Raw genomic sequence first — 11,734 nt, 5'->3', positions numbered from 1 at the left:
AGAGGACGATTTCTTGGCTCATGTGGTCAAGAAGGCTCTCCCTTGATTACGAAGCCGACACCAGAACTAGTGAGACTTTTGTTTTGATTGCTAACATTCATCTCATATTGAGAAAAACGTAATTTTTTACAGGCTCTAAATAAGAGTATGATGGTTTTTTTTTCTTTGCTTGATATTTTATTGTCAATTTGTCTTCAGTTTTTTCAACTGATTTTATTTCTTGAAATTTTCGTGTTTTATTATAAAACTTTATCGTATCTGCGTAACTATCAGGAGAGTATATTAGTCCATACTGTGTGGATGCAATATTTCGTGATAACCTTGTTAATGCAGCATTAGAGAGCATTAAATGATAGGAATCGAATATCAATTTTATAGTAGAGCCTTCGTTTTCAATCTTATAGCCTCCCCATATTATTCTGTCATACTCCTGTTTTATCACATTATAAGATGACCCAATTGTGCTTAAATTTTTTATTATATCAACTTGCTCTAATTCATTATTTATTTTTTCCTCCTCACTGAATTTGACATATTTTAAGTAGTTGAGATTCAATATAGCTGTATCAATTGCAGAGTCTATTAAACCCCATGAGGATTCTGTCGTGTTTTGAAATTCGGATTTTTGAATGTAAATATTTGATAGAGAGTCTATATCTAATGAACTTCTTGATGACAATGTGCGTTTCGTATGTTCAGAGACTAATAACTCAGATCTATTTAAGTCCGCTATAATCAATTCAATGAAAAGAGATTTATGTAGACGCGATTTGCTTAAAGTTTTTTCTAGGGCTTTGCAAATAGCCTTGAAATATAAATTAAAATATTGAGAATGTTTAAGTATGGATTCAGAGGTTGAATCGAATTCGAGTAATTCCAGATCTTTTTTATGACTATTAATAGATTTTTTTAGATCGAATTTAAAAGAGAACGGATAAAACCCTTCTTCCCAGAGCATTATATCAATAGCTTTCTTGGACATGGCGAATTAAATTATTAACGGTTCTGCTATTCATATTGGTCTCTGCTTCCAAAGTTCCACATGAAGCAGAGACCAATAAGCGGGATGACCAATTATGTATTATTAGTACAAGGCTTTTGGGGCTTTTCACGCGATAAATTCTGTGCAATAATACTAACTCTAGTTTAATTTTTATCCTTAAATGTATGATTAAAAAAGATAAAGCCTAACAAAACCCACTGCTATCTTTTTCGTAGAAAAATACGAAATAGATGGTTGAGCGGCATAAGCAACTCCTTGACTCCCAGCAGGAAGGCATCAAATTTTTTGAAGCTGGAAAGAATAAGGAAGATTGACTTACGTCAAGTGATAGACGGCATTCGCTACATCGTAAGAAAGGACAACCATTTCCCAAAAACTCCCTATTTTTCCCCCACAAAAAACCAAAAAAAACATGCGTCACCACCTCACCCTTCTCCTCCTCCTTTTTACCACCCTTTCATTCGCCCAAACCTTCTCCAACCTCCCCTTCCGCTTCCTCGGCGTCGACGGCAACCGCGCCTCCGCCGTCGTCGGCGAGCCCGGCAACCCCATGGTCGCCTACGTCGGTGCAGCCTCGGGTGGCATCTTCAAAACCGAAGATGGCGGCCTCAACTGGCGGCCCATTTTTGACGATCAAGACGTTGCTGCCATCGGTTCCCTGGCCATTGCCCCCAGCAACCCCAATCAAATCTGGTGCGGCACCGGCGAGACCTTTGTCATTCGGCCCGCGCACCCGCTGGGCAATGGAGTGTACAAGTCTTCCGATGCGGGCAAAACCTGGAAGCACTTAGGGCTGGAAAAAACCGGGCGCATTGGGCGCATTGTGGTGCACCCTACCGATACCAACACCATCTTCGTGGCCGCCATGGGCAATACCCATGCGCCCCAGCAGGAGCGCGGCGTGTACAAAACCAGCGATGGCGGCAAAACATGGGCGCGGGTCTTTTTTCTGAACGAATCCACAGGTTGCAACGAGATCGAAATCGATGCCAACAACCCATCCATCCTCTTCGCCGCCATGTGGCAGGTCGACATCAAAACCTGGGGGCTCAACTCTGGCGGCCCCTCCAGCGGCATTTACCGTTCGACTGACGCGGGCAAAACCTGGGAGCCCATGAACACCCGCGGCATCCCCTTTGGAGAAAAGCACCCGGTCGGCAAAACCTCCGTGTGCATCGCCCCCAGCAATTCCAACGTGGTGTACGCCCTGATCGAAGACAAGGAGCCCTGCCTCTACCGCTCCGACAATGGCGGCAACAGCTGGACCCTGGTCAAAAAAGACCATTCCATGGCGCAACGTGCACCCTACTACACCCGGGTGCGGGTCTCCACGGGCAATGCCGATGAGGTGTACACCATCTGTGTCAACATCTCCAGGTCCAAAGACGGCGGCAAGTCCTGGGTTACGGGTGAAGGCAGTCCCTGGGCCATGGGCGGCGATTGCCACGACATGTGGTTTGACCCCAAAAATCCGCAGCGCCAAATGGTCGCCCACGATGGCTGCATGAACATGACTATGAACGGCGGCAAAACCTGGAAAAACGTCAACCTGCCCATCGCCCAGCTCTACCATGTGGCAGTGGATAGCATGATCCCCTACCACGTGCTCGGCAATCGCCAGGACGGCTATTCCTATTACGGCCCCAGCAACAGCCGCAGCGGGAGCATTCCTACCAGTGCCTGGCAATTTGTGGGCGGCTGCGAGTCGGGCTTTGCCCAGGTCGACCCCTTCAATCCCAGCCTCGTTTGGTCGGGTTGCTACGACGGTGGTCTGGATGTGACCGACCTGCGTACGGGCATCGCGCGCGACGTACGCCCCTGGCCCGAAACCCAATATGGCTGGAACCCCCAAAACGTGAAATACCGCTGGCACTGGAACTTTCCCATGGTGCTCTCGCGCCACCGCCCGAACACCGTGTGGGTGGGCAGCCAGTACATCCACCAGACCACCAACAGCGGGCAGTCCTGGCAAGTGATCAGTCCGGATCTGACCACGGCTGACCCCAAAAAAATGGACAATTCTGGCGGTATCGCCTACGACAACCTCTATACCTGGGATGGTTGCACCACCCTGAACATGGCCGAATCACCGGTCAAAGAAGGCATCCTTTGGGTAGGCACCAACGACGGCCTCTTGCAACTCACCCGCGACGGTGGTAAAACCTGGGAAAACCTGACTAAAAACCTGCCCGGACTGCCCGCGGGCGGCAGTGTTTCCTGCATCGAACCCTCTAACTTTGAAGCAGGAACCTGCTACGTATCCTACCGCTTTTTGTACGTGGGCAACACCCAGTCCTACATCTTTAAAACCAGCGATTATGGCAAAAGCTGGACGAAGATCATCGGCGATTTGCCCCAGAATCAATCCAGCACCGTGTTCCAAATTCGCGAAGACCCGGCCCTCCGAGGCTTGTTGTACTGCGGCACCGACAATGCCCTCTACTTTTCGCCCAATGACGGCAAAAGCTGGCAACGCCTGCGCAACAACCTGCCTCCCGTGGCAGTGTACGGCATTGCGGTGCAAAAACACTTTGGCGATCTGGTGCTCGGCACTTACGGGCGGGGGTTTTACATCCTGGACGACCTGACGCCCATTCGCCAATTCAGCGCCGAGGTGCAAAAGGCCGAAAGCCACTTGTTCAGTCTGAGGCCAGCGTATCGCTTCCAGCGCGTATTGGGTACCCACGCGGATGGCGACTCTTTTTCGGGTCAAAACCCTACTTACGGTGCATTGATCAATTATTACCAAAAAGATACCTTGCAAAAAACGGCAGAACTGCTGGTGCTGAGCCTACAGGGCGATACCTTGCGCAAGTTAAAAACCGTCAACAAAGCGGGCATCCAGCGGACCAACTGGGATTTGCGGCCAGAACCCGCCCGTTTGCCCAAACTCCGCACCAAACCCCGCGACAAGGACTGGGTGGAATTGGACAAAAACGGCGAGCGCAACATTTACCCCTGGGATTTGGACATGCAGCCAGGCATGAATGCGCCACTGGCGCCAGCAGGCAAGTACCGCGTGGTGTATGTGGCGAATGGCAAAAAACAGGAGCAAATCCTGGAGCTGCGCAACGATCCGAACGTAAAGGGCAATGATGCCGACATCCAAAAGCAATACAGCTTTGGCCTGCAACTGAACCGCGACCTCAAAGCCACGGTCAAATTGATTGAAGACATCGAAAAACAACGCGCTGATCTGCAAAAGGCCAGCGCCCGGGAAAAATCGGCGGAGGTAAAAAAAGACCTGCTCGCTCTGGAAGAGCAATTGTACCAAATCGAAAGCGGCTTGCTCGACCTGAAACAAACGGGTGCTCGGCAGGATAACTTCCGCAACCCGGTGGGGGTGCTGGAGCGTTTTTTGGCGATTGGCAAGGAGCTACTGGTAGCCAGTGGGGATCATCCGCCGACGGATCAGCAGGTGGAGGTGCATCAGTTGACCAAAGGGAAACTGGAGGCTGCGCAGGCGGCTTATCAGGGGGTGTTGAACTCGGCTTTGTGGAAAAAGGCGGTGTGGAAGAAGCCTTGAAGCATGTCTAAATTTTGGCAAAGATGTGAATGGATAACTGGCATCTATTCACATCTTATTTAAAAGGCCCGTACAGCTCGTACGTTGAAGGAGTTACTGCCTTTGCTCATCATGGTTTGGAAACCAAAAGCAAAGGATTGTAACCATGCATGAGTCGTACCGATTTCAGTAGAAGACCAATAATACAAGCCCAGATCCTTTTCAAAAGCTTCGCCACCATTGGCAATTGCGGTTGAATCAATCTCGCTTCTTTTTTCGTAAATCTGATTCAGTTCTTCTTTGGTGGGAAGTCGCCATTCTTTGAGAAAGACTCCATTGTTGGTAACCTGAAAGAACGTGGCACATCTTTTGACCGCTTCATCCCAATCCGTAAATTGAAGGACGTCAAATTTTGAACAGACCAAACCGTGTTGCCCACTTTTGTCCACCGAAAATACAATGCCACCATGGACAAAATCCCCAACTGCGTAGGTCTGAGCGATGATTGACAATGGTGACAAAATAAAAATTACTTGAAGGATCAAGTTTTTCATAGAGGTTGAATTTTTGTTTGCCTTAAAAAAGTTTTTCAATTAAAAAGACCGAACTGCTCGGAAAAATTCGAGCCATAAGTTACTCATCCTATAAAATAAACCGAAATTAAGAACATGTCTAAAAATTTTTAAACAAACTCGTACATACACATTAGGGAGCGTTGGTTTTTTTCAACACTTAATTTTTGAGGATAAATGGCTCGGATTACCTTCGGTATTGTTCACTTTTTGCAAACGCAGCAAGACAAAACCAAACGTTGGGGTTTAGTGACCAATGATGCGGTTTTTACCCGTGATTTTGTACCCGTGCGCCAGGCTTTATTGAACCATGGTTTTCAGTTGGTTCGCCTCTTTTCGCCCGAACATGGCCTGCAAGTCATCGGGGCGGATGGCGCCCTGATGGCCCATCAAACCGATGCTTTGACCGGCTTACCCGTGTTTAGTTTATACGGTGATAACTTGCGCCCACCTGCTGAGGTTTTGGAAGATCTGGATGGCATTTTGTTTGATTTACCCGATATTGGAGTACGCTTTTACACCTACATCTGGACGCTTTCCTACCTAATGGAAGCCTGCCATGTAGCCCGGGTGCCTTTAGTCGTTTTGGACCGACCCAATCCCCTCAGTGGTAATCTGGCCCTGGCCGAAGGCCCGATGCTGGATGAAACCCGAGCTGCCTCGTTTATTGGCCGCTGGCGCATGCCCATTCGGCACAGTCTGAGCATCGGAGAGTTGGCCTTGTTTTGGCAAAAGGAACGTTTTAGTGAGGCGCTGGATCTGAGTGTTTATCAAGTCCAACACTGGAAACGTGAGCAGTTTTTCCAGGATTTGAAACTGCCTTTTGTGCCGAGCTCGCCAGCGATTTCGAGTATAGAAACTTTGTTGACTTACCCGGCTTTGTGTTTTTTGGAAGGTTTAAATGTGAGTGAAGGGCGGGGCACCACATTCCCGTTTCGGGTATGTGGCGCGCCTTGGATGAATGGCTTTGTTTTGGCCAGGGCTTTTAATGACTGTGGTTTGGATGGGGTGAAAGCACGACCGTTTTCGTTTACGCCAAGTGAAGGTTCGTACAAAAATCAAGTCTGCCAAGGCATTATGTTGCATGTGCTGGATGCACCTGTTTTTCGCCCGGTTTATGTGGGTTTATACCTGGTGGGGCTGTTGAAAAAACTGTACCCTGAGCAACTTCAATGGGCGAATTATCCGACCCATGTCAATAAAACAGGGGCACGGCATTTTGATTTACTGACGGGTACGACAAAAGTACGTGAGACATTGGAAGATGATGTTGATCAGTTTTTTAGTCAAATTGAGGAATTGACGAGAGTGAGTGATTGGAGGGAGAGGACGGAAGCATTTTTACTTTATTAATGACTCACATCACGCATTTTATTTACCGCAGAGTTTCACAGAGTACACGCAGAGTTTCACAGAGTTTTTAGGGCACCTGCGGTGCCAAGAGGCCTCAGAGGTCGCCTTTGCTGAAGGCTGGTCGTTACTCGTTATCAAATCCATTACACTTGATCTTAAGCAAGATTTCCCTGGAGCCCTAACTCCAGCCACCGCAGGTGGCAAACTCCTTAAAACTAAAAAACTCCGCGAAACTCTGCGTGTACTCTGTGAAACTCTGCGGTAAATAAAATGCGTAAGTGAGTTAATAATCCAAACCTACTGTTGCTGAAAAACCTTCCACGCCTTCTCCGCCAATTCCTCCGTCAATTTTTCAATGTAAAAACTCCCCGCCGCCGGGTCTTGCACCTTGTCCAGGTAACTCTCCTGCCGCAGCAGGTGTTGCACATTGCGTGCAATCCGCCGCGTGAATGGGGTAGGGGACTCGCCTGCACCAACATTGGATGGTAGGACATATAATTCCTGTGCGCCGCCAATGATGGCCGACATGGCCTGGGTAGCTGCCCGAATCAGGTTGGTATTGCTGTTTTCATCCTGTGATTCTGGCGCAAAATGAGCGGCGATGGTGACCACAGGATTTTGTACTCCGTACGCTTTCAGCACATTGAACCAGAGGATGTGCAAAGCCCGCAATTTGGCGATTTCTACAAAATAACTTTTGCCAACTGCAACTTTGAACAGGATGATTTGTGCGACTGTCTCCAGCTCGGCATCCGAAGCGTTTGCCAAATAAGCTTCACCCATTTGCAACAAGCCAGCCAACTCTTGCGTACTCGCCGCATGACCCTGGTGCAGGGCAAGTCCATTGACGACACCGAGTTTAAAGCCCGGCAAGTATTTTTGCAGCGTAGCAATAGGAACAGTTGTTTGGCCAAAATCCACCGAACCGTGCAGTTTTTCGATTGCAAAACCCTGGCCCGTCAAATAGCCCTGCAAGTTGTTCAGAAAAACGTTTGGCTCCTGTCCCACCTGCTGCAAAACCAGATTCAGCGCGATGTACTCCAGTTGCACGTTTTCCAGCAAAATTGCCCAATCCTCGGTAGTCATTGGGCTGGTGATGCTCAGCTCCAATGCTTCCGCCCCACCCTCGAGCGCCGCTAATATCTCTTGATTGCCCAACTTGAGTTCGCCAACTTTCAGGGATTCTCCAATGGCCCAATGGGTTTTTCCCTGTCCAGCCAGCAAGGGCAAACGTTGGGGGAAATACTGATCGGGATGGTAAAATGGATCGACCACAATATCATCACCCAGGTGCCATTGCAAATCGGTCCAGGGTTTGCCTTTGAGGTCTTTTTCGAGTTGTTGGCGCCAATCGGCGTAACGGGTTTCTGGAAACATAGCGTGAAAGATGAGAGATGAAAGATGAGAGATGAAAGATGAGAGATGAAAGATGAGAGATGAAAGATGAGAGATGAAAGATGAAAGATGCTGCCGCAGAGACTTAGACAAGGTCATCGTCAAAAACGCTGCGGTAGCATCTCTCATCTCTCATCTCTCATCTTTAATAATTGCCTGTGGCAAAATCATTTTTCTTCTTCATCCAGCGCCCCCGCGTAAAGTCGGGGAAAGTCTGGGCGGAACTGCCGGTAGAGATACTCGCTTCCGACAGCGGGGTGATCGCCAGCCAAGTTGCCGCGTCGTACACGTCGATTTGGGCGGGGGCATTTTGCTTCACGCACTCGATGAAAGAGTTGAGCACAAAAAAGTCCATGCCACCGTGCCCTGCGCCTTGGGCGTCATTTTCGTAACGCTTCCACAGCGGGTGATCGTACTTCGTGAGGTAATCATCCGCTTTTTCCCAGGCGTGGGCCTTGGGGCTGGTGCCTTCGATGTAAAGTGACTTGTTGACGTCCATCCAAATCCCTTTGGTGCCTTGCACCCGGAAACCGAGTGAATAGGGCCGCGGGGCGTTGGTATCGTGGCTCAAAATTATGGTTTCACCATTATTACATTTGATGACACTTGTCACTATATCGCCTAATTTCCATTCGAGGTTGGCGTTGGGGTGATTGGGGCCACCTTTGGGGTGTTTGGCCACGTACTCATTCAAGGCACGGGGTTTGGAAGCGGTGGAAGTCAGGTGCACGAAGCGATTGCCCCGGTTGATGTCGACCATCATGGCTACCGGGCCGATGCCGTGGGTAGGGTCGAGGTCGCCGTTGCGGTGAAGAGAGTGCGTGGTGCGCCATTTGGCCTCACTGAAACCTTTGTCGCCGAATTCCACCCCGCCGCCATAAGGATTCACTCCATCGTTGAATTTTACTTCGCGCAGGTCATGCTGATAGCCCCCTTCCAGGTGTAGGATTTCGCCAAACATTTCCTGCCGTACCATGTTCAAGACTGCCATGATGTCGCGGCGGTAACAGACGTTTTCGAGGAAAAACAGGTGCGATCCGGTTTCTTCGTGTGCGTTGACCAGTTCCCAACATTCATCAAGGGAAAAACCACCACACACTTCGCTGCCCACATAAATGCCCCGTTTCATACAAGCTATCGACTGCTCAGTATGCCATTCCCAGGGGGTAGCAATAATCACCGCGTCCAGTTTTTGTTTGTCCAGCATGCGCAGGAAATCGCGCTCGCCTTTGTCGCCATAAACCGCAGCCGCAGGTTTTTTCGCCTCGCTGATCATTTTTTGAGTCTCCGCGATGGCCTTGGGATCGATGTCACAAATGGCCACTACTTCACAGTCTTTGCGGAGCAGCGCGAGTTCTACGTGGTTGCGGCCTCGCATACCCGTGCCGATGAAACCGATGCGCACTTTATCTACCAAAGGGCCCTTGCGTAGATTCGGTGCGCCAATAATTTCAGTATTGGGCAGGAATCCTGCGCCAGCTGCAAGTGAAGACATTTTGAGAAACTTGCGACGAGAAGTTGTTGATGACATGGTGAGAGCATATTTTTTGCTAAAAAATTCAGTACAAGTCAAAATCTAGGTAAAAATAAACGCAACGCCGCAATAAATACCTTTGAATTAAAAAAGCTTTGCTTCCTTAAAGAAAAGTTTTCCACTTGCAATGATTTTTTACTCGATTAGAACTTTTTTCCCCGCCAATCGTTATCTTTGTGTCAGTTTCAATAAGATTAGATTCAATCTAAATAAACTTAGATCATGACCAAGGATACACGCCGCGTGTACGTGGACAACAACGCTACAACTCCCACCGACCCACGGGTGGTGGAGGCAATGTTGCCCTATTTTTATCAGATGCCGGGGAATGCGGCCAGTCGTAACCACCCTTTTGGCTGGGAAGCAGAAGAAGCAGTAGATTATGCTCGCGAACAGCTTGCCGCGTTGATCAACGTCGATCCTAAAGAAATCATCTTCACCTCAGGAGCAACCGAGTCCGACAACTTGGCGATCAAAGGGGTATTCGAGATGTATGCCAGCAAAGGCAACCACATCATTACTGCAACTACGGAGCACAAAGCGGTGTTGGATACTTGTAAAAAATTGGAGAAAGAGGGGGCGGAAGTAACTTACCTCCAGGTCAATTCTGAAGGTTTGATCGACCTAGCCGAGTTGGAAGCTGCCATGAAACCCAGTACTATTCTGGTGTCGATCATGTGGGCCAACAACGAAACCGGCGTGATCCAACCGATCAAAGAAATCGGTGAATTGTGCGCACGCAAAGGGGTTTTGTTCTTCAGTGATGCTGTACAAGCGGTGGGCAAAATTCCCGTTGACCCTAAAGCAATGGGGGTACACTTGATGGCCTTTACTTCTCACAAAATGTACGGCCCTAAAGGTGTAGGTGCTTTGTACGTGAGCCGGAAAGGCCCACGCGTAAAGGTAACGGCTCAAATGGACGGTGGTGGTCACGAGCGCGGCATGCGTTCGGGTACATTGAACGTACCAGGCATCGTTGGTTTTGGCAAAGCAGCCGAAATTGCCAAAGCGGAAATGCACCAAGATGCAGCCCGCCTGAGCAAAATGCGCGACCGTTTGGAAAAAGCTTTCCAGGACAATTTGGAAGAAATTTATGTGAATGGCAGCCGCGAACACCGCATGCCACACGTGACCAATATCTCCTTCAAACACGTAGAAGGAGAAGGTTTGATGATGACTTTTAACCAAAACATTGCCCTTTCTTCGGGTTCTGCCTGTACCTCGGCCTCTTTGGAGCCGTCTTATGTACTGGTAGCCCTGGGCTTGGGAGATGATTTGGCACACTCTTCACTGCGTTTCAGCCTTGGCCGATTCACTTCGGAAGAAGACATCGACTACGTGATCGAAAAAGTGAGCGAAGGGGTAAACCACATGCGCGACTTGAGCCCGATTTGGGAAATGTACAAAGAAGGAATCGACCTGAACTCCGTTCAGTGGAGCGAACACTAGGGCGACAAAAAATAAGTGTTCCTTTGGCTCAAGAAAAATGAACACTTATTTTTGCCCCACTATTTAACTTATAAAAAAACGCTAAGATTATGGCATATTCCGATAAAGTCCTCGAACACTTCCAACATCCACGCAACGTAGGAACCTTGGACAAAAGTAAAACAACCGTAGGTACTGGCTTGGTTGGTGCACCCGAATGTGGTGACGTAATGCGCCTGCAAATTGAAGTAGATCCTGCGACCAGCACCATTGTGGACGCGAAGTTCAAAACCTTTGGTTGCGGCTCGGCGATTGCTTCTTCTTCTCTGGCTACTGAATGGCTGAAGGGAAAAACCATCGATCAGGCTTTGACCATCGACAACATGACCATCGTAGAAGAGCTGGCTTTGCCACCGGTTAAAATTCACTGTTCAGTATTGGCTGAAGATGCCATCCGCAGTGCAATTGCTGATTACCAGCAAAAAAACGGCATTGAGGTAGCACTTGCTGAAAAAACACACTAAGAATATGCTTTTTGTAGCTGAGAGTGCCAAAGAAAGAATTTCAGAAATTCGCTCACAAGGTAAGTTGGGCGAAGATTTCTTTGTGCGGGTATCCGTTACCAGTGGCGGTTGTTCTGGCTTGAGTTACAATATGGATTTTGATAATGAATCCAAAGCCAACGATCAAGTTTTTGAAGACAACGGCATCAAAGTGGTAACCGATCTGAAGAGCTTTTTGTACCTCTTCAATTCCACCCTCGAGTTTTCGGGTGGTCTGGAAGGTAAGGGCTTTTTCTTCAACAACCCCAATGCTGCGCGCACTTGTGGGTGTGGGGAGAGCTTTGCAGTTTAGTAGAGGTTTAGAAAGTTGAGGGAGGTTGAGAAGGTTGAGGCTACCGCGAGCGATTTTGACAATATCCTTGTCTAAGTCGCTCGCGGTAG

General features: G+C 48.7%; 9 protein-coding genes. 5 read left to right on the top strand and 4 right to left on the bottom strand.

Features of this window, described 5'->3' with window-relative positions; translation table 11 throughout:
- Positions 1 to 97: 97 nt before the first annotated feature.
- Positions 98 to 982, bottom strand: a complete 885-nt coding sequence (locus ACEW9O_RS19470; RefSeq protein WP_373551864.1) for a hypothetical protein — start codon at positions 980 to 982, stop codon at positions 98 to 100.
- 433 nt (positions 983 to 1,415) lie between these two features.
- On the opposite strand from ACEW9O_RS19470, the gene ACEW9O_RS19465 reads away from it, so the two are divergent.
- A complete protein-coding gene (locus ACEW9O_RS19465) occupies positions 1,416 to 4,529 on the top strand; it encodes a WD40/YVTN/BNR-like repeat-containing protein (protein ID WP_373551863.1) in 3,114 nt (1,037 codons plus the stop codon).
- A 59-nt stretch (positions 4,530 to 4,588) separates the two neighbouring features.
- Here ACEW9O_RS19465 and ACEW9O_RS19460 read toward each other — a convergent pair whose 3' ends face one another.
- Positions 4,589 to 5,062: a DUF1566 domain-containing protein gene (locus ACEW9O_RS19460; RefSeq protein ID WP_373551862.1), complete on the bottom strand. Its 474-nt coding sequence runs from the start codon at positions 5,060 to 5,062 to the stop codon at positions 4,589 to 4,591.
- A gap of 195 nt (positions 5,063 to 5,257) precedes the next feature.
- On the opposite strand from ACEW9O_RS19460, the gene ACEW9O_RS19455 reads away from it, so the two are divergent.
- Complete coding sequence (locus tag ACEW9O_RS19455; protein ID WP_373551861.1) at positions 5,258 to 6,433, top strand: exo-beta-N-acetylmuramidase NamZ domain-containing protein; 1,176 nt, start codon at positions 5,258 to 5,260, stop codon at positions 6,431 to 6,433.
- Positions 6,434 to 6,730: 297 nt separating this feature from the next.
- On the opposite strand, the gene ACEW9O_RS19450 is transcribed toward ACEW9O_RS19455, so the two are convergent.
- Both ACEW9O_RS19450 and ACEW9O_RS19445 read right to left on the bottom strand, forming a co-directional pair.
- The gene (locus tag ACEW9O_RS19450; RefSeq protein WP_373551860.1) at positions 6,731 to 7,810 is read right to left on the bottom strand and encodes a methylmalonyl-CoA mutase family protein; all 1,080 of its coding nucleotides are present in this window, start codon (positions 7,808 to 7,810) and stop codon (positions 6,731 to 6,733) included.
- A 163-nt stretch (positions 7,811 to 7,973) separates the two neighbouring features.
- On the bottom strand, positions 7,974 to 9,359 hold the full coding sequence (locus ACEW9O_RS19445; protein ID WP_373551859.1) for a Gfo/Idh/MocA family protein: 1,386 nt from the start codon (positions 9,357 to 9,359) through the stop codon (positions 7,974 to 7,976).
- 225 nt (positions 9,360 to 9,584) lie between these two features.
- On the opposite strand from ACEW9O_RS19445, the gene ACEW9O_RS19440 reads away from it, so the two are divergent.
- From ACEW9O_RS19440 to ACEW9O_RS19430, 3 genes are all read left to right on the top strand, one after another.
- Positions 9,585 to 10,811 carry an IscS subfamily cysteine desulfurase gene (locus ACEW9O_RS19440; protein ID WP_373551858.1) on the top strand — a complete coding sequence of 409 codons (1,227 nt, stop codon included), beginning with the start codon at positions 9,585 to 9,587 and terminating at the stop codon, positions 10,809 to 10,811.
- An 89-nt stretch (positions 10,812 to 10,900) separates the two neighbouring features.
- Complete coding sequence (gene iscU, locus ACEW9O_RS19435) at positions 10,901 to 11,314, top strand: Fe-S cluster assembly scaffold IscU (RefSeq protein ID WP_373551857.1); 414 nt, start codon at positions 10,901 to 10,903, stop codon at positions 11,312 to 11,314.
- Positions 11,315 to 11,318: 4 nt separating this feature from the next.
- Positions 11,319 to 11,645 (top strand): HesB/IscA family protein, encoded by a 327-nt coding sequence (locus tag ACEW9O_RS19430; RefSeq protein ID WP_373551856.1) that lies wholly within the window; start codon positions 11,319 to 11,321, stop codon positions 11,643 to 11,645.
- The last annotated feature ends 89 nt before the right edge of the window (positions 11,646 to 11,734 follow it).

Source organism: Haliscomenobacter sp. (assembly GCF_041740695.1).
Lineage (GTDB): Bacteria > Bacteroidota > Bacteroidia > Chitinophagales > Saprospiraceae > Haliscomenobacter.
Note: the sequence above shows the minus strand (reverse complement) of the source record. Positions and strands in the feature narration are given on the sequence as shown.

What these genes read in the sequence shown, in the direction of transcription:
- ACEW9O_RS19445 (WP_373551859.1), bottom strand. Translation starts at nt 9,359, where the DNA reads ATGTCATCAACAACTTCTCGTCGCAAGTTTCTCAAAATGTCTTCACTT.
- ACEW9O_RS19450 (WP_373551860.1), bottom strand. Translation starts at nt 7,810, where the DNA reads ATGTTTCCAGAAACCCGTTACGCCGATTGGCGCCAACAACTCGAAAAA.
- iscU (WP_373551857.1), top strand. Translation starts at nt 10,901, where the DNA reads ATGGCATATTCCGATAAAGTCCTCGAACACTTCCAACATCCACGCAAC.
- ACEW9O_RS19455 (WP_373551861.1), top strand. Translation starts at nt 5,258, where the DNA reads ATGGCTCGGATTACCTTCGGTATTGTTCACTTTTTGCAAACGCAGCAA.
- ACEW9O_RS19440 (WP_373551858.1), top strand. Translation starts at nt 9,585, where the DNA reads ATGACCAAGGATACACGCCGCGTGTACGTGGACAACAACGCTACAACT.
- ACEW9O_RS19470 (WP_373551864.1), bottom strand. Translation starts at nt 982, where the DNA reads ATGTCCAAGAAAGCTATTGATATAATGCTCTGGGAAGAAGGGTTTTAT.
- ACEW9O_RS19430 (WP_373551856.1), top strand. Translation starts at nt 11,319, where the DNA reads ATGCTTTTTGTAGCTGAGAGTGCCAAAGAAAGAATTTCAGAAATTCGC.
- ACEW9O_RS19465 (WP_373551863.1), top strand. Translation starts at nt 1,416, where the DNA reads ATGCGTCACCACCTCACCCTTCTCCTCCTCCTTTTTACCACCCTTTCA.
- ACEW9O_RS19460 (WP_373551862.1), bottom strand. Translation starts at nt 5,062, where the DNA reads ATGAAAAACTTGATCCTTCAAGTAATTTTTATTTTGTCACCATTGTCA.